This is a genomic window from Streptomyces sp. NPDC048018, assembly GCF_043202995.1.
Taxonomy (GTDB): Bacteria; Actinomycetota; Actinomycetes; order Streptomycetales; family Streptomycetaceae; genus Streptomyces.
In genome coordinates, this window is record NZ_JBIDBK010000003.1 from 131810 (window position 1) to 150983 (window position 19174).

A 19174-nucleotide genomic window follows, 5' to 3' on the forward strand; every position below is an offset into this window, starting at 1 on the left:
CGAGACGGTCACGGAGGTTCCGGGGGTGGCGGCCGGGGCCTCGCCGGCCGCCCGTCGCCCCGCCCGGGTGAGCCCGTCGACGGATGGTGCCGGGGAACCCCCGCAGGGGCGGCAGCACGGCCCCGGGGTCGAGGCGGCGGCCCGGGTGGCAGGCGCGCCGGACGCCGCCGGGACACGGGCCGCGCTCCCGCGTGGGGCCGGCGCGGGCCCGGACGGGCTCGGGTCGGTGGCGGCAGGCACCCGTCGCGACCTCGACGAGGGATCGGACCAGGGGCTTGGTGTCGCCTGCGTTGCGAGCCCCGACCACCCGGCTCGGCGCCGTCTCGGCCGGCGGTACGAACCCGGCCAGGCGGCGCTCGTCCGGTCGGAGGACCCGGATCCGCCCAGGGGTCAGACGTGCTGCTCCGGGGGCGTGCTCGGGTCGTAGCCGGTGACCGCCCGGGCGTAGGCGGAGAGCGCGGCGACGACCTCGTCGCGGGTGCGGCGGCCCGCGAGCACGTCCATCTGGTAGCCGTCCTCCATGGCCACGAAGTTGGCGGCCAGCAGCCGGGGCGGGTCCTGGAGCGTGAAGTGGCCCTGGGCGCCGCCGAGGACGAGGGTCTCGGCGTAGACCGCGATCTGACGCTCGGTCAGGGCAGAATCCAGTGCGGCGGCCCGGGCATCGCGCAGGCAGCGCGGCCAGTACTCGAAGAGCAGCCGGGTCAGGGCGTCGTCGGGGCCGGTGGCCACGCCCTTCTCGATGCACGCCGCGAGCTTGAGCCGGGCGTCGGCGAAGGCGTCGGCCGCGGCCTCGCGCTCCTGCCCGTAGCGGGCGATGGCCTGCTGGTAGGTCTGGTGGACCAGGGCGTCCAGGTCCCCGTAGTACAGCACGGCCGCCGGGGTGACGCCGGCCTCGTCGGCGATGTCGCGCAGCCGCAGGCCCTCCAGGCCGCGGGCGAGGAGGGCGCGCTGGACCGCTTCCGCGAGCTCGGCCCTCCGGGCCTCCTTGCCGCTCCTGCCACCCGGCTTCCTGGTCGCCATGCGCTTCCTCCACCCTCACATTCCTATACGTCGGTTCAAATGATAGCCCCCAGCTCTTGACGCTTTGCAGACCGCTCTCTTAAATCTGCGTTTAACAAACTTCCCGTCCCCAGGAGTCGTCATGACGACGCACCCGGACGAGACAGGCAAGGGGCTGCGCCGCGGCTCCGTCGGCCTGCTCGCCGCCGTCTCACTCGGCCTGTCCTCCGTAGCCCCGGCCTACAGCATCACCGTCACCCTCGGCTTCGTCGCCCTGGCCGTCGGCGATCTCGCCCCCGCGGCACTGCTCCTCGGCTTCGTGCCGATCCTGCTCACCGCCTTCGCCTTCCGCGAGCTCAACCGCGAGATGCCGGACTGCGGCACCACGTTCGTCTGGACCACGCGCGCCTTCGGCCCGGTCTCCGGCTGGTTCGCCGGCGGCTGGGTGCCGCAGACGGCGACGCTCGTCGCCATGGCGGCGCTCGCCCAGGTCAGCGCCGCCGAACTGCTCGACCTGCTCGGACCCGACGGCGCGGCGGACCGTCCGGGGGCCGTCGCCGCCGTCGGGGTGCTCGTCCTCGGCCTGCTCACCTGGCTCGCCCGCCGTGGTCTCAGACTCGCGGCCGGCGTCCAGTACGTCCTCCTCGGCCTCCAGCTCCTGGCCCTCTTCGGCTTCGGTGTCGCCGCGCTCGCCCGGCCGGGGGCCGCCACCCCCTCCGCCGCCTGGCTGAACCCGCTGGCCGTCGACGGCTTCGGGCCGCTGGCCCAGGCCGTCCTGCTCTGCCTGTACATCTACTGGGGCTGGGACGCGCTCATCACCACCAACGAGGAGAGCCGCGACAGCGAACGCCAGCCCGGGCAGGCCGCACTCATCTCCACCCTCGTCCTGCTCGCCACCTATCTCTTCACCGGCTTCGCCGCCCTGTCCTTCGCGGGCACCGGCGACAGCGGCCCGGGCCTCGGCAACCCGGACAACGCGGCCGACGTGCTCGCCGCGCTCGCACCGCCGGTCCTCGGCGACCCGCTCGCCAACCTCATGCGTCTCGCCGTCTGCGTCTCCGCGGCCGCGGCCCTGCTCACCTGCCTGGTCAGCAGCCCCCGCGGGGCCCTGTCGATGGCCGCCCACGGGGCCCTGCCGGCCGCCTTCGCCCGGGTGCACCCCCGCCACCGCACCCCGTCCTTCGGCACCGTCGTCTTCGGGTCGGCGGCCGCCGCCCTGCTCGTCCTGCTGACCCTGGTCTCGCGCGACTTCCTCGGCGACGCCATTCTCTGCATCGGGCTGCTCATCGCCTGCTACTACGGCACCACCGCCCTGGCCTGCGTCTGGTACTTCCGCAAGCGGCTGCGCGGCTCACCGCGCGATCTGGTGCTGCGGGGCGTGCTTCCGCTCCTCGGCGGACTGATGATGCTCGCCGCCTTCGCCCGCTCCGCCCACGACATGGTCGACCCCGCATACGGCAGCACGTCCTTCCACGGCGTCGGCGGGGTCTTCCTGCTCGGCGCGGGCTCGATGGCCGCCGGAGCGGTCGCCGTCCTGGCGGCCAGGGCACGCTTCACCCGCTTCTTCCGCACCGGGCGCGCCGACGTGGCCGCCCGGCTCGTCACCACTGAGGACTGATCCATGCGCACACTCGCCGTCGCCGCCCTGCAGACCGCCCCCGTTCCGTACGACCTGGAGGCGACCTGGCAGCGCTACGCCGACCAGGTCCGGGCCACCCGTTCCCATTTCCCCCACGTCCAGCTGGTCGTCGTACCCGAGCTGCTGCTCGCCGCGGAAGGCCCGCTCCTCGGGTCCGCCCCCGCGGGCTGGATGGAGAAGACCGCCGAATCCGTGCCCGGGCCCACGACGGACCGGGTGTGCGCCCTGGCCAGGGAGACCGGACTGTGGCTGGTCCCCGGCACCGTCTACGAGCGGGCCGACGACGGCCGCGTCCACAACACCGCCGTGGCCGTCTCGCCGGAAGGCGAGATCGTGGCCCGCTACCGCAAGGTGTTCCCCTGGCAGCCGTACGAACGGACCGCACCGGGGCAGGAGTTCACCGTCTTCGAGGTTCCCGGCGTCGGCCGGATCGGCCTCGCGATCTGTTACGACGGTTCCTTTCCCGAGACGGTCCGCCAACTGGCCTGGCTCGGCGCGGAGATCGTCGTGCAGCCCACCCTCACCACCACGCGTGACCGGGAGATGGAGCTGGTGTGCGCCCGCGCCAACGCCTGGACGAACCAGGTGTACGTCGTCAACGTGAACGCCGCCGACCCGGCGGGCGTCGGCACCAGCGCGATCGTCGACCCCGAGGGCATCGTCCGTCAGCAGGCCGGCACCGGCGAGGAGGTGCTGGTCGACGTCCTCGACCTCGACACCGTCACCCGTGTCCGCAGGTACGGCTCCGCCGGCCTCAACCGCCCCTGGGCCCAGCTCGCCCGCCACGGCGGCGACATACCGCTGCCCATGTACGGCGGCACCTTCCGTACCCCGCACTGGCTCACCGACGCCCCCTGAGACACGACGGAACCCGCGGCGCGGCCCGGGCGCGGCACGGCCGGCAGTGCCGCGCCCGGGCCGCGCGCGTCACGGCGGCGGCGCGAGGGGGCGCCCCTTCCGCACCGATCGCGTGGTCGGCCGTGACCGCCCGGGGCTGAGCCGTCAGCCGCCGACGTGGATCCCGGGGCGCCGCTCCGGGTCGGGTTCGTTCCTGCGGATGATCTCGCGGGTGACCGGCGCCGTGTCCCCGCGACCGAGGAGGAAGTAGCGGAGCATGTGCTTCAAGGGGCTGCCCTCGGCCCAGGCGAAGTAGCAGTGCGGCTGGACGCCCGTGTGGTCCCGCAGGGCGAGCAGGATCGCCGCGATCGCGTTCGGGGCGGCCGGTGCCTCGGCCCGCAGGATGCGGAATCCGTCGACCTCGACGCCGCAGACGATCAGGTCCTCGCTGAAGTCCGAAGGATCGACCACGTGGATCTCCAGGAACAGCACGTCGGCCCGGCCCGGGACCGGGTTGCTGCCCCGCTGCTCACGCTCCTTGTCCCGGTACTCGGCCCCGTCGCCCGCCTGGCGGCGGTTGGCGACGATGTTGATGGCGCCATCGTGGGCCAGGGTGTCGTCGACGAAGCGACGGGCGTCCGCGTCGAAGACGATGCGGTCGGCACGCAGCTCCGTGGTGCGTGACACCCGGGAGACGAGCGACACCAGGAGGATGCCGGCGATGAAGAAGCCGGAGATGGTGATGCCGTCGGGCTTGTCGACGATGTTGTACACGAGGGCGTAGAGAAGGACCGTCGTGAGCAGCGCGAACCCCAGGGCGACCGGCTTGCGGCCGTGCCGGGCGACGGACAGGGTGACCGCGAAGGCGCCGGAGACCATCATGGCCAGGATGCCGGTCGCGTAGGCGCCCGCCTGCGCGTCGACGTCGGCGTCGAAGGCGACGGTGATCAGGATGCACAGGGCGGTGTACACGAGGACGACGGGCCGGACCGCCCGGCCCCACTCCGGGGCCATGCCGTATTCGGGCAGGTAGCGGGGGACGATGTTGATCAGCCCCGCCATGGCGGACGCGCCGGCGAACCACAGGATCAGAATGGTGCTGATGTCGTAGACGGTGCCGAACGCCTCACCGACGTGCTCGTGCGCCAGCCAGGCCAGTGCGCGGCCGACGGCCGCGCCGCCCGGCTCGAACTCCTCCGGGGGGATGAGAACGGTGGTGACGAAGCTGGAGGCCATCAGGTAGACGCTCATGACGAGCGCCGCGGTGGTCAGCAGTCTGCGGGTGTGACGGATGCGGGAGTGCAGTCGCTCCTCGTCGTCGGCCCCGCTGCTCGACACCAGGGGCATCATGCTGACGCCGGTCTCGAAGCCCGACAGCCCGAGCACGAGCAGCGGGAAGGCCAGCAGCGCCGGTGTCATCAGGTCGCCCAGGCCGGCTCCGTTCCCGGCGAGCGCGTCCGTCCAGGTGGAGAGGGCGCCGGGGGTGGTGAAGACCTGGACCGCGCCGACGGCGATGACGACGGCGTTGAGTGCGAGGAAGACGGCGACCAGGGGGATCGCCACGCCGACGGCCTCGCTGAACCCGAGGAGGAAGACGCCCCCCAGGACCACGAGCAGGGCGACGGTGAGCAGCACCTCGTGACCGTGCAGGGCCTCGGGGAAGAAGGGGTTCTCGACGACGTGGACGGACGCGTCCGCCGCGGACAGGGTGATCGTGATGATCCATGACGTCGCGACGAAGCCGAGCAGGACCAGGACGAAGAGCTTTCCCCACCAGAAGGGCAGCAGATCCTCCAGCATCGCGACGGATCCGGCTCCGTACGGACTCGCCTTGGCCACCCGCCGGTACATGGGAAGCATGCCGCACAGGGTCAGCGCCACGATCAGCAGCGTCGCCAGCGGGGAGACGGCGCCTGCCGCCAGGGCGGCGATGGCCGGGACGTACGCGAGGCTCGAGAAGTAGTCGACCCCGGTCAGGCACATCACCTTCCACCACGCCTGTGTCTGCGCCTCCCCCGTCGTCCCCTTGCCCGCCCCGGGTCCGACGCGCTGCACCTGGTGACGGAGCATCCACCGTGCCAGCGGCCCGGTCGGCCGCGTCCGCAGGGCCCGTCCCTCCGCCACTTCGGGCATGCCCGCCCGCGGCGCCTTCGTCGCCTCACCCATGGAACGCTTCCCTCCTGACCCCGCCTCAAGGTCCCGTGCGGCCGTCGTGTGTCGTGCGCCGTGCCCCGGCAGGGTGCTCACAGGAAGTGCCGGATCGGTGTGACGGCGGCTTCCTTGACGCGCTGGACTGCCGCGCGACGTCGCCACCGCGCGAGGTCGATGTCCACGCTCCGCTCCAGGTCGGCGTCGTAGTCCCGGTCGAGCGCGGCGGTGAAGTCCTCGTCGAGGACGGCCAGCATGACCTCTTCGTCGTGTTCCATGGACCGGCGGTTGAAGTTGGTCGACCCGATGAGCGCGGCGACCGAGTCCACGGTGATGATCTTGGCGTGCATCATCGTCGGCTGGTACTGGCGGATGTGCACGCCGGCTTCGAGCAGGCGTCTGTAGTGCTGCTGGCCGGCGAGCTGGCAGGCCCGCTGGTCGGTGTGCGGCCCGGGGAGCAGGATCTCCACGCGTACGCCGCGGGCGGCCGTCCGGCACAGCAGGTCGATGAAGTAGCGGTCGGGGGCGAAGTAGGCGGTGGCGAGCCGGAACCGTTCCTCCGCGGAGGTCAGCATGACGCGGACGAGGGTCTCCAGGTCCTGCCAGCCGATGCTGGCCGAGCCGCGCACGACCTGTACCACGGAGTCTCCCGCCCGGGGGTGCTCGGTGAAGCGGTCGCGGTCGTCGAACAGCTCGGCATGGCACTCGGCCCAGTTCTGAGCGAACGCGGCCGCGATGCCGTCCACGGCGGGACCGCGCACCTGGACGTGGGTGTCACGCCACTCGCCGGAATCGCGGGCGTCACCGCACCATTCCTCGGCGATGCCGACGCCTCCGGTGAAGGCGGTCTGCTCGTCGACGACGAGTGCCTTGCGGTGGCAGCGGTGGTTCTGCTTGAACGGCGACAGCCACACGGGTTTGCGGAACCAGGCCACCTGGACGCCGGCCTCCTCCATGAGGTCGAGGAGTCCTTCCTCGATCGTCTTGGCCCCGAAGCCGTCGAGCAACAGCCGCACCCGCACGCCCGCGCGGGCCCGCTCGGCGAGCGCGACGGCGAAGTCACGGGCGATCTGGCCGCGCCAGTACACGAACGTCATCATGTCGATCGTGTGGCGGGCCGCCCCGATCGCCCCGAGCATCGCGGGGAAGATCTGGTCGCCGTTCCGCAGGGGAATCAGCTCGTTGCCCTCGGTGGCGGCGATACCGATGAGCCGCTCCAGCCTGCGGCGCATGCGCTGCTTGCGCGCGGCCAGATCGGGGCCGGGGGCGCGCTCGGCGGTGGCGGGGAGGTCTGAGCCGGTGGTGCGACCGGCGGTGGCGGGGAGGCCGGCCGTGGGGGCCTGATCGGCGGCTGCGGTGGAATCGGCCGCGGGGGCGCGCTCGGCGGTGGCGGTGCGCTCGGCAGGGGCGCGGCCGGCGGTGGCGCGGTGGTCGGGGCCGGCGGGGTGGTCGGGCCCAGTGGTGGGATCGAGGCCGGTGGGGTGTTCGGCGCCGGTGCCGTGTTCGGCGGAGTCGGCTGGTACGTCGTTCAGGAGCATGCGGTGTCCCCCCGGACCTCGATAGACGATGACGGGCTGCTGGGCGAGCCCGGCCTACCATGTGCCCCTTCGACCTCGCCCCATTCCTGCGCCGTACTCCGACGGAAAGCGGAGGTCGGACGTGTTTCCCGGTTGCCGGGCCGCTCAGCCGCGTTCCCGTACGGAGCGGCTTCGGGGGCGGTTTCCGCGCGTTCCGCGCGCGACGGGACCGGGGGGCCGCGAGTCGACACGCGCGCGGTCGTCAGCGCGGCCGGAACTCCGACGTGAGCGCACCCGTCACTTCGCGCCCGGCAGCTCGGTGACGCCGGAGCTCACTCGCACTTCGCAGGTGTGAGGTGAGGAGGCGAGGGCAGGCGGCGGGGCGAGCGCGCGACCCGCCCGCTCCAGCCGTCGCCTGTGGCTCCCCCCTTCCCGCAGGCGGCGCTGCTGTTTTCCGCCGCCTGCGGGAAGGGGGCCGCCCGGGGCGGCGCCCTGCCGTCGTCCCGGAAACGGAGCCGTGGCCGCGTCTACCGGACGACGACGTTGTGGGCCGGAATGATCGTGGGCCGTACGTCGGCGTGGCCGAGGTCGGCCAGGACCGGGCCGAAGGCCTTCGCGTGGGTTTCGAGGGCCTCCACGCTCTCCCAGACCTCGGTCACCCGGAATCCTCCGTCCACCGGCCCTGCCGCGTGGGAAAGGAGACCCGGATTCGGCAGGTCCGCGAACTTCGTGAAACCCTGCCCGTCGGTCACCCGGTCGATCACTGCGTCATAAAGCTCCTGTCCGGCGTCGGGGAAGTCGAAGGTGACGATGATGGCCATGCAGATGCCCCTGTCTCGGTACGCCGCGCGACCGCGGCAACGCCGGGCATCCTAGCCTTACGTAATCGACTGACCCCTATGGGTGACGGTCAGGCTGTTCGGCACGGGAGCCCGCGCACGACGCTTCGGTGGCCCTCCCGGGAGGGAGCACACCGTTCCGCGACCCCCTTGCCCCGGCGCACGGGCCCCATCGCCCCGTTCCGGAACGCCCCGGGGCGGTACCCCCGAGCGGCCCGGCGCCGGGAGGCGGCTGCCGGTCGAGGGCGGCCCGGCGACCGGCAGGACGTCGAGGCGGGCCCGATGCAACGCATCCATCGGTACATCAGGGGTATCCGCCCACAATGACCACGCCTCCTGCGACCCAGCCGATTCCGGAGCATCTCGCGCAGGGGCATGTCCGATGGCCGTCGCGCGCACGTCGCCCGACACGCCGCCGTCCCGGCCCTCGGCCGCACAGGTACGCGGAGTGGCGAGACCTGGCCGGGCCGGCCGCGGGCGTGACGGCCGCCGCCGCGGGCGCGCCGCACGGGCGCCCGCGGATCGAGAGAGAGGACGAGACATGAACACGCCGGAGAAGAGGCACAACGAGGTCGGCGAACGGACGCGGGAGCGTTCGGCAGCACAGCGGAACATCCCGGTACCGACGCCGAAGGATGTGCGCGCGAAGGCGGAGAAGGGCGGGGAGGACACGCCGCCTACGGACGACGAGAAGGCCTCGTGATCAGCTGACCGGCCCGAGATCTCGCGAAGACCGGGTGGTGCGACGGCATGGCGCATCGGGAGTCCGGAGGCCCCGCCGTCCGGGGCCGCCGCGCTCCCGGGCAGTCCGGCGAGAGGTTCAGCGCGGATGAGATGACCGCGCTGATCGCGCCCGCTGTCGCTGCCGGCCGGCCTGCCACCGGGCACGGACGGGCGGTCCGGACCTGCCCTCGGACCGGACCGCCCGCAGCGGGGTGCTGCTACTCGTCGCCAGGCCGCGTGGCCGGCCGGAAGTTGATGCGTTCCCTGACGACGGGGAAGCCGGCCTTGGCGAAGTTGGCGGCCATGGGGAAGTTGCCCTGGTCCGTCGCTCCGCTCACGAACTCCGCTCCTTGTTCGACGAGGAGGTGCGTGCACTCCGCGAGGAGGTCGTAGGCGTAGCCGTGACCGCGCTGTTCCGGGACGACTCCGATGAAGCCGACGGTCGGGCCGGAGGGATTGTGGGCGGGGATGTGGATGCCGGCCAGGTCGCCCTCGGATGTGCGCGCGACCTGCCACCACTCGCGGGGGGAGGGACACCAGTGGAAGAAGTCGAGTTCTTCCTGGGCGGCCTGGTCGATGCCGCCCTCCTCGATGGCCCTGAGCGCGTGGGCGTCCAGAGTGACGGAGTGGATGCGGCGCAACGCGTCGAAGAAAACGGTGTCGTCGGGTTCGGCGCTGAAGCGCAGGCGTCCGGGCCGCTCGGGCAGACCCCGCTCCGGGGTCCAGCGGTACAGGAAGCGTTCCACCAGGAGTTCGTACCCGGCGGCTCGTGCGGCGGCGAAGCGCGTCTCGGCGCCGGCCCGCAGTTCGGGCTGGTCCCGCCAGCCGCCGGGCAGGTTGATCTCGAGTTCGACCTGCCAGGGAGCGGAGCGCAGGAGTTCGGCTCCGGCCTCCTCCTCGCCTTCGGCCACGTCGAACCAGTTGATGTTGACGGGCTCCGAGTCGTCGGGGCCGCCCCACCACGCGCCGCGCGCGACGACCTCGCCGTCGCGAAGGACGATGCGCTTCCAGTCGGGGCGGAACCGGGTACGCCGATGGCTTTCACGGGCGCCCAGCGGGTCGGGGAGTGCGTCGAAGAGATGGGCGTCGCTCGCGGAGAGCGTACGGATGACCAGATCGGTCATGGATCCTCCGGGATACAGGCTGTGTGGAGCGCTCCCGGTCAGAACTCGCGAACCACGCCGGGACAGCGGAAGAGGGAGCGCTGGAAAGGTGTGAACCGCACGGCACTCGCCTCCTTCCGTTCGTCTCAGGGCGTGGAGCCACACGGTACGTGATCTTCCGCGGGTCCGTCCACGGATTTCCGCGGCCCTTGAAAGAGAACCAGACGGGCCCCACGGCGGGCCCTACGAGCGGGCCGTCCCGTCCGGCACCGGCGTGGCCTGGTGGTAGAAGAGCCGGAACTCTCCGGCGGCGTCACGGCGCCAGATCGACGAACGGCGGGCGTGGCGCTCCTCGATGCGGGTCTCGTAGGTGAGGTGGACGATCCCGGGGGCGATGACCGTGCCCTCGAAGCGCTCCGCGGTGATGGGGGTGCTGTTCTCGGCTCCGCCGTGCAGCGTGGGCAGGGCGGCGATCATCTCCGCACGCGTCCACCGCCGCCCGGAGGCGCCGACCTCGACGAAATCGGGGTCGAAGAGGACTTCGGCGAGGGGGCCGGAGAGGCGGACGGAGAGGTCGTGCAGGCTCCGTTCCCGGGCGATCACCTCGGTGACGTCCGGATGCCGCGGGAGGGCCTCGGGCGCGTGCCGGTCGTTCTGGATCATGGCGACATGATGCCCGGTGTTGACCGCTCCCGGCAGCAGTGCTGGAGTCGGCACGTGGACAGCATCCCCGCCAACCGGCGGCTCTGGAACCAGATCAGCAGCGCCTACCAGGACAGGCATGACCCGCGCATCGGTGCCGCGCCCCGCCTGTGGGGCATGTACTCCGTTCCCGACGCCCACCTGCGCGCCCTGGGCGATGTCACCGGTCAGCGCGTCCTGGAACTCGGCTGTGGCGCCGGCCAGTGGTCCAGGGCGCTCGCCGCCGAGGGCGCCACCGTGGTCGGGCTCGACCTGTCCGAAGCCCAACTCGCGGCGGCGGCCGCCTCGATGGGAGCAGCCCGGTACCCTCTGGTGCAAGGCGCCGCGGAACGACTCCCGTTCGCTGCCGCCAGCTTCGACCTGGTGTTCTGCGACTTCGGTGGGCTCAGCTGGGCGCCGCCGCACCTGGCCGTACCGGAGGCCGCACGCGTCCTGGCCCGAGGCGGGCGGCTGGTGTTCAACGTCGCCAGCCCGTGGTTCGAAGCCTGCTACGACGAAGCCGCCGGCCGTGTGACCACGACGCTGCAGCAGGACTATTTCGGGCTGAACGGCATCGCCGAAGGCGACGGCGCGACGAGCTATCAGCTCACCTACGGCGACTGGGTCAGGGTCCTGCGCGGCGCAGGACTCGTCATCGACGACCTCATCGAGACGCGACCCGAGGTCGGAACGCTCAACGGCTACAACGAAACCGACCCACCCGACTGGGCCCACCGCTGGCCCGCGGAACTGCTCTGGGTCACCCACAAACTGTGAGTCCGCCTTGTCGATCAATGGTCGACCAGAAGTCGGTGTTGGGGTTTTCCCTCCCCCGAGCAGAACCCCATCCGAGGACCTCCCGCGGACGTGGAGGTGATCCCGCTGCCGCCCGCGAGCCCGGCGCAGACGGCGGCAACTGCGCGATGCGCCCGCCCGCACGGCGACAGGATCCGCTCATCCCTTGCCACCGACCCAGCCCACCGCCGGACGAAGGGGCGCTCCTAGGCGTCGGCGAACCAGGAGCGGCCCTGGGCCCAGTGGGAGACCCACCCCGTGAATCCCGGGACGCCGGGCATGACCGGGTCGGGCGACTGGGTGCCGAAGGGCATCGCGCCCTCGCCGGCGATCTGCCAGACGTGCCCGCGCTGTGGGCCGGTGACGACGAGGTGCCAGTACATGCCGCACCCGTCCGTGCCCAGCAGCAGTGAGCCGTGATCAAACACGGGGGCCACCCGGGCCTCGAACTCCTCATTCGACAACGCCTCCTCGTCTTCCTCGGCCTCCCACAGCCATGCCGCCGTGAGCGGAAAGGTCGCGGAGAGCACGCGCTCAGGGCGGTCCGCGCCCCAGTCCAGGGGGGTTTCTGCCAGGGGCAGCAAGCCGTAGTAGGGCGGTCCGGCGCGCAGCCCGTCGCAGACCTCCGCCACGAACGTGCGGTACGGCTCGGGAAGCACGATGCCGTGCTCCGCCTCGAAGGAGTGCACCGCCTCCCAACCCGCCGGCGGCGCCGCCCCGGGACGGGACGCGCAGATCTCGCGCAGGGCTGCCAGCTCGGCCGGGTCGCAGTTTTCCGTGTTCATGCCGGTCATCATGCAAGATCCTGAAGGGCCGGCACAGGGTGCCCGGCGGGTCGTACCGCTCGTCCGGAAAGATCGGTTCCCCGTGGTCGAACGTGAAGGACATGGCGACGCAGCGCAGGCCCGAAGGTCCTTGAGCCAGGGCTCGGGGATCGTCTGCCTGCTGCGGTCCTGGCTGTGGCCCCTCATCGGGGTGCGGCGCAGGGCCACACGCGAATTTCATAGCGCTCGGGAGCGACGGCGTCCTCGGCTTCGAGCCGCCGAACCGTCACCTCGTACTCGCCCCCGTCCGGCAGCAGCAGGACGGGGCCCGGCTCCCTGCCCTCCACGTTGACGAGCGCAAGTTCTCTGTCGGGCACCGCGATACGACACCTGCCCACCAGGGCGCCGCATCCGTCGTGCGCGGGCTCCTCCCAGAACGACAGCGCGACCGAGACGCGCGTCGCGGACCTCGATGCAGGAATGCCGATCGCCGCTCCGTTGCCCTTCAGTGAGTCGCCTTCGGGGACGGCGCTCACGATCTCGGCGCCGTCGCCGGCAACGAGCCAGAACTGGCCGTGCGTCACGTGGAATGCATCGAACACCACGTCCCAGGGTTGCTCGTCAGGAAAGAGACTTGCTGCCACGAGGGAGGTGTCGGGATCCATGTTCGCCACGGTAGCGGGTGGGCGCGGAGTCGACCGTCCGCGTCCGCGATCCGTCGATGTCATCCCGAGGCCTGATACCCCTGGGCACGGCCCGGGTCGATCCGGCTCGCCCCAAGCGGCCGGTACCCAAGCGGTCCCATGCACTCCGCTCCGTCGATGGCGACCGCGGCGGCTACCGCCCGAGGGGTTCGACCAGTCGCGTGCACGAATCCGGGGGCCCGCTCCTCCCGGGACGGGGCCCTGCGGACGTGCTCGATGCGCTCCGCGAGGGCGTGGGAGTGCGGGCGGGCCTGCACCGGTCGCGGGGCGTTCGGTCGGACCGGTGTGGTTCCGCGCCGTGACGGGACGCCCGCCCGTCCGTGCGTGCGTGACGAACCGGACGGGCGCCCTTCAGCCGCGCACGTCACCGTGAGATGCTCGCCGCGATCCCGTCGAGCAGGAAGTCGAGGCCGATCCGGAAGGTGTCGTCGGCGTCCAGGTGGGCGGCGTCCCGCACCACGGTGGCCAGCGCGGGGAAGCGGCCGGTGGCGAAGGTCCGCTCCAGATAGGGCCCGAGCGAGGCCTGCCAGTGCCGCTCGTCCATGCCCGAAGCGCGCTCGGCCCGCCGTTCGGCGATCTCCCGGCGCACCGTGCCGATCACGTACGCGTCGACCGCGCCGACCACCGGCATCGCGGCGTCCACATCGACGCCGTCCAGCGCGGCCATCACCGCCTCTCCCCTGGCCAGCGCGTGCGGCCCGAGTTGCGGTCGGCCACCGAGCAGGTCGGCGAGCCATTCGTGCTCATGGGCCGCCTGACGGGTGGTCACCGCGAGCGAACGCAGCATCTCCCGCCAGCCGTCTCCGACCGGCCGGATCTCGGCGTGGATCGCGTCGACCATCAGGTCGAGCAACTCCTCCTTGCTCGCGATGTAGCCGTACAGCCGCATCGGCCCGACACCCAGTGCGGCGGCGACCTTGCGGAGCGACACCGCCTCAAGGCCGTCCGCGTCGGCCAGCCGGATCGCCGCTCGCACGATCCGGTCCCTGCTCAACGATGCCGGGGCGGGCCGATTCGGCGGCTCCGGCCTCTCCCATACCAACATGCCGCTACGGTACATCGCATCGGACCGATACAGTGTATCGACCAGTACGCCGTATCGAGAGGACCCCACCATGACCATCGCCATCGTCGGAGCCGGCCTCGGCGGCCTGGCGCTCGCCCGTGTCCTGCACGTGAACGGCATCGACGCCGTCGTGTACGAACGGGAGTCGTCACGCACCGCGCGCGGCCAGGGCGGCATGCTCGACATCCACTCCGGACAGTGGGCACTGCGCGTGGCCGGTCTGATCGACCGGTTCCACGTCATCGCCCGGGGCGAGGGCCAGGACATGCGGCTTCTCCAGCCGGACGGCACGCTGTTGCTTCAGGAGGACACTCCCGACGACGCTCCGCTCGACCGGCCCGAGGTCGACCGCGCCGACCTGCGCGATCTGCTCCTGGACTCCCTCCCCGAAGGCACGGTGCGCTGGGGGTACGCGTTCGCGTCCGCCGCCCACGGCCTCCTGCGTTTCAGCGACGGCCGCACCGCTCCGTACGACCTGCTCGTCGGCGCCGACGGCGCGCACTCCCGCGTCCGACCGCTGCTCACCGACGCCCGCCCCCTCCACACCGGCCAGAACGTGGTGGAGGTCGGCATCCCCGACATCGACCGCACGTACCCCGACCTCGCGGCGATGGTCGGACGGGGCACCTACTGGGTGCTCGGCGACGGAATATCCCTGGCGGCGCAGCGCAACGGCGACGGACGCGTCCGCATCGGCATCAGCTTCTACAACACCGCCGAGGACTGGTTCGACACCAGCGGGATCCCGTTCGACGACCCGGCCGCCGCCCGGGCGCGCCTGATCGAACTGCTCCCCGGCTGGCACCCACGGTTCACCGCGCTGATCGCGGCCTGCGACGACACGGTGGTCCCCCGGCAGATCACCACCCTCCCGGTCGGCCTGACCTGGCCGTCCGCACCGGACGTCACGCTGCTCGGCGACGCCGCGCACCTGATGCCGCCGGTGGGAGAGGGCGCCAACATGGCGCTCCTCGACGGCGCCCGGCTCGGCCTCGCACTGGCCGCCCACCCGGACGACTTCCCGGCGGCCGTCAAGGAGTACGAGCGCGAGATGTTCGAACGCACCGGCGCTGCCGCCCGCATGTCCGCGGACATGCAGGAACTGCTGACGTCACCGGACGCCGCCCAGCGGATGCTCGCGTTCTTCCAGCCCGGCTGACGCAGCCGGATACGGCGACCCGGCGAGCAGCAGCCCTGTCCCACCGGTCACCACGTGCCACACGGGCGTCACGGAGGCGGCGGACGTCGCCTTGCCGCCGCAGCGCGATCCACCGAGCGATCCGGATCGCCCTGCGGGAGCCGGTGCGCCTGACCGTTCACCGGCCGCATCCCTCCGGCGGGATGGGCGGCGTGCCGCGAGCACGCACCGTCGCCGCCCGGGTGTCCGGAACCGCGAGGCCGGCCGGGCACCGTCGGCGTCGCCACGGCCGCCGTCTCCCTACACTTCCCGACGTGACCACTGTCGCGCTGGCCGTCACCGACGGCATGCTGCACTTCGAACTGTCCCTGGCGATCGAGGTCTTCGGCTCCGACCTGACCCACATCGTGGGCCCCTGGTACGACTTCGCGCTCTGCGGGCCGAGCGCCGTGCAGGTCGGGCGCTTCCGGTTGGAGCCCGATCATGGTCTCGAGCACCTCGAACGAGCCGACACGGTGATCGTGCCCCTACGTGCCGCCTCCGGCGGCGACGGCCTTCCCGCCCGCGTCGACGACGGGCGGATCGCCCGGGCCGAGGCGCAGCTGGGCTTCGCGCTGCACCCCCTTCTCGCCCGCCTGTACGGCGAGGTCGCCGACGGCGGCTTCGGCCCGGACTACCAGCTGTTGCCGCTGCTCGCCCCGGACAACGGCGTGGTCGCCGAGTTCCTCGCGCGCCGGAAGGCCTCCCTCGGTGCGGAGCACCCGGAGTGGCCGGACGGCGTCGTGCCGATCCTGACCTGGGGCTGCGGGATGTATGCCGCCGTCGACTGCTTCAGCGAGGACGGTCAGGTGCTGCTCTTCGAGCCGAACCCGTACAGCGGCGGATCGTGGGCGGAGTGCTGGTTCCTCGACTCCCCCGGCCTGGCGGCGTGGCTGGAGACGTGGCTCTCGGGAGCGGGGTGGTTCGAAGAGGACGCCTACGAGCGGGACGACGTGAGCGAGCCGACGCCCTGGGAGCAGGCCGCGAGCCGCCTGTCCTTCGCCCGGTAGCCGGGTACGGAGGCCGGGTGGAGCCGTGCCGCCGGCCTGGCGGGCGCGGTCGTCAGCTGTGGGCGGTCACGGGGCCGCACAGCTGGTTCCCCGGTTCGGCCGGGTCGTCGCTGGTCCAGAACTGGAGCCACAGCTCCGTGAACTCGGGGCGGCTCAGGTACCCGTCCTCGTCCTGGTCGAGCCGCCTGAAGACATCGGCGACGTCCACGCTCTCACCGTGCCATGTGTCGACCAGCCGCTGGTGCTCGGAGGGCGAGATGCGTCCGTCGCCGTTCTCGTCGACGGCGTCGAAGACGGTCTCGGCGGTCGCGGCGACGACCTCGCGCATCGTCGGCAGCAGGTCCACCATGGCGAGGATCTCGTCCAGATCCACCCTGCCGTCCCGGTCCGTGTCCACATGGGCGGCGAGGTGGTCCCACCAGCCGAGCATGACCGCGTCCACACGGGCCGCGAGTTCGGATCCCGGTGTCACACCGGGCAGGCCATGCCAGCGTGCCGCGAGTGCCTGGAAGTCGCGCTGGTCGAGGTAGCCGTTGCCGTCCGCGTCGAACGCGCGGAACATGCTGACGAGCTTGTCACGCTGGAACTCACTTGCCACGTTCTGCCTTTCCGCCGGGTTCCGGTCCTCTGCGATCCTGCCCGTGGGCGGTCGCGCCCCAACGGCGCCCGGCAGCGCGAGGAGTCTCGCGCAGCCCCCGTACGCGCCCTTCTCGCTCCGTGCCGGAAGAGCTCGCGTCACGGGGACCGCCTGGGGGGCCGGGCGCAGCCCGCCCGCTAACCCGGCCCCCGACGCCCGTTGGCGCGGCCCGCCGGCCCCCGCCCACCGTGGAGCGCTCCGCCACGGCGTCGGTCAACGGCCGAACGCCGACGCCCCGATGGAGAATCCCGTACCGAGGAGCACGAAGAGCCCGCCGAGCGCGACGGCGAGCCACCACATCCCGGGCTTCTCGGCCGGCAGCGTCCAGCGCGACGGCTCGGCCGGGTCGTAACGGACCTCGACCCTGGTGCCGGGAGAAGGCGTCCTGTTCCTGGGCCGGGCGATGTTCGCCTTGGTCTCCATGGCCTGGCCGTCGGCCGTGGCCCAGGCTATGACCGGGTAGTAGACCGTGGTGCCGGAGCTGCGGACGGTGACCGTGTGGTCCGAGCCGTGGCCCTCCAGCTTCGTCGGCTCGAGACGGATCACCAGGCCCTGGGCACGCTCTCCCTCGCGGACCAGCCGTCGGATCTCCCGGATTCTGCGGTAGGCCGCTGCGGCGACAAGTGCGCCCACCGGGGTGAAGACCGACGCCATCAGCCAGAGAACCTGCGAAGGGGACATACGGACTTCTCGATTCAGCCGCGCAGGGCGACGGCAGGGGTAGGGGTGGATACCGCTCGGACGTGACGACTCAGCCGTCGTCGGCCGCCTCACCGTTCGGCTGCGGCAGGCCCGCACAGGGGCGCTTCCGATGCCGTACGCCGGCGGGGCGGGACCCCGACCGTAGCCGACCGCCCCGCAGGCCTCTCCCGAGAGGGGGTGCGCCCCACGGCGCCGGACCGGTCCCCCCGTGCCCCCAGCGGCATCACGCAGCGGACCGGTGGGTCCGATCACGGTCCGGAGCTGGAAACGGGCAGGGGATTGGTCGTGTCGAAGTAGACCCGGTCCTCGCTCTCGTCGAGGTAGAAGGTGCCGGCATATCTCCTGCCCGTCACCTCGTCGTCGAAGGACGGGCTCCGGACCCAGCGGGCGCTCTCCGGCAGATACGGCAGGAGCGGTTCCGGCGGCGCGCTCGGCGTCGCGGACCGGAATCGCCACTGCGGTGCCCCCGCGAGGGCCCTGACACCGCCCGTCCGCATCCGGGCGAATCCCACCACACGGACGTCGGTGGGGCCGGGGACGGAGCCCCTCCCCTCGGCGCCCAGGACCGTGCCGAGCCAGTGGGCGTCGGAGAGCGGACCGAGGGCGGCGAAACGACGTTCCAGTGGTTCGGAGTCCGTCCGGACCGTGCTGTCCTCCCAGCTGTTCGACGGCGACGTACACGCCCCGAGTACCGCCGCCAGGCCGAGTGCGAGTGCGCCCCGCCGCCCGAAGTCCGCCACGCCGTTCATGTGCCCCCGCCCCGCTGCCCCCCGAACCGAACCCTGTGATCGTAGCGGCACGCCCGGCGGGGCTTCCCTCTGCCCGATCGGGCATGAGCGGAGCCTCCGCCGCTCGGGGGGATGGACAGCGGAGGCTCCACGAACACTTCTTCCGGCAGAGCGTTCCGGATGCGGCCTGACGAGTTTTCATACGCAGGGGACACTTGCTCCCGTGGCGGGACTCGGGAAACTCAGGCGTCCGGCTCCGCCCGGCGGCCGTCAGCATCTCCACCCCCGCCACGCGGTCGTCACCGTCTCGACCCCGCGCCGCGGTCGTCGGGATCTCCGCCTCCTCCCCCGGTCGTCAGGGCCCCCGCCTGCGCCCCTCGGCGATCGGCCCGATCACGTACTCCTCCACCGCCCGGGCGGGATCCAGACCGGGCGGCATCGGCGGCGGGCCGCCCGTCACCGCGCGGTCGGCGAATCCACCGTCGAGGTGGGGCATGCGTACGTGCACCACGGAGACACCGCGACCGCGTCGCTCCCGCCGGACCACGTCCAGCCAGGCCGCGAGCGCCGTCTTCGCCGCCGTGTAGTCGGCCGTTCCGCGCATCGGCCGGTCGACGATGCGCCCGGTCACGACCACGACGGCGCCCGCCGGCTCCAGGACCGGCAGGGCGCCGCGTACGACGGCCATGGGTGCGAGGGCGTTGACCGTCATGAGGTGCTCCGCCGCGGTGTCGGTCACCTCCTCGGCCAGGCCGAAACCGGCGACACCGATGGCGACCACCGTCGTGTCGAGGCCCCCAAGGGCCGTCGCCGCCCACGGCGCGAGCGCGGCGCAGCCGTCGAGGTCGTAGGCGTCGAAGGTGCGGTACGGGCGGTCGCCCAGCAGCTTCGACCGCTCGGCCAGCAGCTGCGCGTCGCGCCCGGCCAGCGCCACGGACACACCTGCGCGCACCAGCATGTGCGCGGCGAGACCGCCGATCATGCCGGTCGCGCCCACGACGAGCGCCTTGTGTCCGGGCATCTCGGATACCTCCTGGGCAGCGACGGGAACCGTCCGGTCAGCGGTCACGTGAACCTCCCGCGCATGGAGTAGAGACCCTGGGCA

19 protein-coding genes and 1 pseudogene are annotated in these 19174 nt (G+C 72.3%); 7 read left to right on the forward strand and 13 right to left on the reverse strand.

The genetic code is table 11. From position 1 onward, the window contains the following. Positions 1 to 390: 390 nt before the first annotated feature. Positions 391 to 1020 (reverse strand): TetR/AcrR family transcriptional regulator, encoded by a 630-nt coding sequence (locus tag ACGF1Z_RS11955; RefSeq protein ID WP_393002696.1) that lies wholly within the window; start codon positions 1018 to 1020, stop codon positions 391 to 393. Positions 1021 to 1141: 121 nt separating this feature from the next. Here ACGF1Z_RS11955 and ACGF1Z_RS11960 point away from each other — a divergent pair, with 121 nt between their 5' ends. Next, the gene (locus tag ACGF1Z_RS11960; RefSeq protein WP_393002698.1) at positions 1142 to 2617 is read left to right on the forward strand and encodes an APC family permease; all 1476 of its coding nucleotides are present in this window, start codon (positions 1142 to 1144) and stop codon (positions 2615 to 2617) included. 3 nt (positions 2618 to 2620) lie between these two features. Next, complete coding sequence (locus ACGF1Z_RS11965) at positions 2621 to 3496, forward strand: carbon-nitrogen hydrolase family protein (protein WP_393002700.1); 876 nt, start codon at positions 2621 to 2623, stop codon at positions 3494 to 3496. A 144-nt stretch (positions 3497 to 3640) separates the two neighbouring features. Here ACGF1Z_RS11965 and ACGF1Z_RS11970 read toward each other — a convergent pair whose 3' ends face one another. The 3 genes from ACGF1Z_RS11970 to ACGF1Z_RS11980 all read right to left on the reverse strand — a co-directional run bounded on the left by ACGF1Z_RS11970 (position 3641) and on the right by ACGF1Z_RS11980 (position 7961). Further along, positions 3641 to 5608 carry an amino acid transporter gene (locus ACGF1Z_RS11970; RefSeq protein ID WP_393004127.1) on the reverse strand — a complete coding sequence of 656 codons (1968 nt, stop codon included), beginning with the start codon at positions 5606 to 5608 and terminating at the stop codon, positions 3641 to 3643. A gap of 110 nt (positions 5609 to 5718) precedes the next feature. Continuing rightward, complete coding sequence (locus ACGF1Z_RS11975; protein ID WP_393004129.1) at positions 5719 to 6855, reverse strand: phosphatidylserine/phosphatidylglycerophosphate/cardiolipin synthase family protein; 1137 nt, start codon at positions 6853 to 6855, stop codon at positions 5719 to 5721. A gap of 812 nt (positions 6856 to 7667) precedes the next feature. Next, entirely contained in the window at positions 7668 to 7961 is a 294-nt protein-coding gene (locus ACGF1Z_RS11980; RefSeq protein WP_393002702.1) for a hypothetical protein, read from the reverse strand. Between the two features lie 559 nt (positions 7962 to 8520). On the opposite strand from ACGF1Z_RS11980, the gene ACGF1Z_RS11985 reads away from it, so the two are divergent. Next, entirely contained in the window at positions 8521 to 8682 is a 162-nt protein-coding gene (locus ACGF1Z_RS11985) for a hypothetical protein (RefSeq protein ID WP_393002704.1), read from the forward strand. 238 nt (positions 8683 to 8920) lie between these two features. Here ACGF1Z_RS11985 and ACGF1Z_RS11990 read toward each other — a convergent pair whose 3' ends face one another. Then, complete coding sequence (locus ACGF1Z_RS11990; protein ID WP_393002706.1) at positions 8921 to 9826, reverse strand: GNAT family N-acetyltransferase; 906 nt, start codon at positions 9824 to 9826, stop codon at positions 8921 to 8923. Between the two features lie 222 nt (positions 9827 to 10048). Then, on the reverse strand, positions 10049 to 10522 hold the full coding sequence (locus ACGF1Z_RS11995) for a DUF4440 domain-containing protein (protein WP_393002708.1): 474 nt from the start codon (positions 10520 to 10522) through the stop codon (positions 10049 to 10051). Here ACGF1Z_RS11995 and ACGF1Z_RS12000 point away from each other — a divergent pair, their 5' ends adjacent. After that, positions 10523 to 11263, forward strand: a complete 741-nt coding sequence (locus tag ACGF1Z_RS12000) for a class I SAM-dependent methyltransferase (RefSeq protein WP_393002710.1) — start codon at positions 10523 to 10525, stop codon at positions 11261 to 11263. A gap of 224 nt (positions 11264 to 11487) precedes the next feature. Here the strand turns inward: ACGF1Z_RS12000 and ACGF1Z_RS12005 are convergent, their stop codons facing one another. The 3 genes from ACGF1Z_RS12005 to ACGF1Z_RS12015 all read right to left on the reverse strand — a co-directional run bounded on the left by ACGF1Z_RS12005 (position 11488) and on the right by ACGF1Z_RS12015 (position 13794). Next, positions 11488 to 12078, reverse strand: a complete 591-nt coding sequence (locus ACGF1Z_RS12005; protein WP_393002712.1) for an SMI1/KNR4 family protein — start codon at positions 12076 to 12078, stop codon at positions 11488 to 11490. 170 nt (positions 12079 to 12248) lie between these two features. Next, a complete protein-coding gene (locus ACGF1Z_RS12010) occupies positions 12249 to 12710 on the reverse strand; it encodes a hypothetical protein (RefSeq protein WP_393002714.1) in 462 nt (153 codons plus the stop codon). A gap of 403 nt (positions 12711 to 13113) precedes the next feature. Further along, positions 13114 to 13794, reverse strand: a complete 681-nt coding sequence (locus ACGF1Z_RS12015) for a TetR/AcrR family transcriptional regulator (RefSeq protein WP_393002716.1) — start codon at positions 13792 to 13794, stop codon at positions 13114 to 13116. 70 nt (positions 13795 to 13864) lie between these two features. Between ACGF1Z_RS12015 and ACGF1Z_RS12020 the strand changes: the two genes are divergently transcribed. From ACGF1Z_RS12020 to ACGF1Z_RS12030, 3 genes and pseudogenes are all read left to right on the forward strand, one after another. Next, positions 13865 to 14974, forward strand: a complete 1110-nt coding sequence (locus tag ACGF1Z_RS12020; protein ID WP_393002718.1) for an FAD-dependent oxidoreductase — start codon at positions 13865 to 13867, stop codon at positions 14972 to 14974. A 293-nt stretch (positions 14975 to 15267) separates the two neighbouring features. Beyond that, positions 15268 to 15480: pseudogene (locus ACGF1Z_RS12025) on the forward strand (AraC family transcriptional regulator); the annotation flags it as partial. Next, a complete protein-coding gene (locus ACGF1Z_RS12030; protein WP_393004131.1) occupies positions 15469 to 16002 on the forward strand; it encodes an SMI1/KNR4 family protein in 534 nt (177 codons plus the stop codon). The pseudogene ACGF1Z_RS12025 and the gene ACGF1Z_RS12030, both read left to right, overlap by 12 nt. Positions 16003 to 16054: 52 nt before the next feature. Here ACGF1Z_RS12030 and ACGF1Z_RS12035 read toward each other — a convergent pair whose 3' ends face one another. The 4 genes from ACGF1Z_RS12035 to ACGF1Z_RS12050 all read right to left on the reverse strand — a co-directional run bounded on the left by ACGF1Z_RS12035 (position 16055) and on the right by ACGF1Z_RS12050 (position 19090). After that, positions 16055 to 16600 (reverse strand): EF-hand domain-containing protein, encoded by a 546-nt coding sequence (locus ACGF1Z_RS12035; RefSeq protein ID WP_393002720.1) that lies wholly within the window; start codon positions 16598 to 16600, stop codon positions 16055 to 16057. A 252-nt stretch (positions 16601 to 16852) separates the two neighbouring features. Next, the gene (locus ACGF1Z_RS12040; protein WP_393002722.1) at positions 16853 to 17320 is read right to left on the reverse strand and encodes a DUF3592 domain-containing protein; all 468 of its coding nucleotides are present in this window, start codon (positions 17318 to 17320) and stop codon (positions 16853 to 16855) included. Positions 17321 to 17589: 269 nt separating this feature from the next. Further along, entirely contained in the window at positions 17590 to 18090 is a 501-nt protein-coding gene (locus ACGF1Z_RS12045) for a hypothetical protein (protein ID WP_393002724.1), read from the reverse strand. Positions 18091 to 18424: 334 nt separating this feature from the next. After that, positions 18425 to 19090: an SDR family NAD(P)-dependent oxidoreductase gene (locus tag ACGF1Z_RS12050; protein WP_393002726.1), complete on the reverse strand. Its 666-nt coding sequence runs from the start codon at positions 19088 to 19090 to the stop codon at positions 18425 to 18427. Positions 19091 to 19174 lie beyond the last annotated feature (84 nt).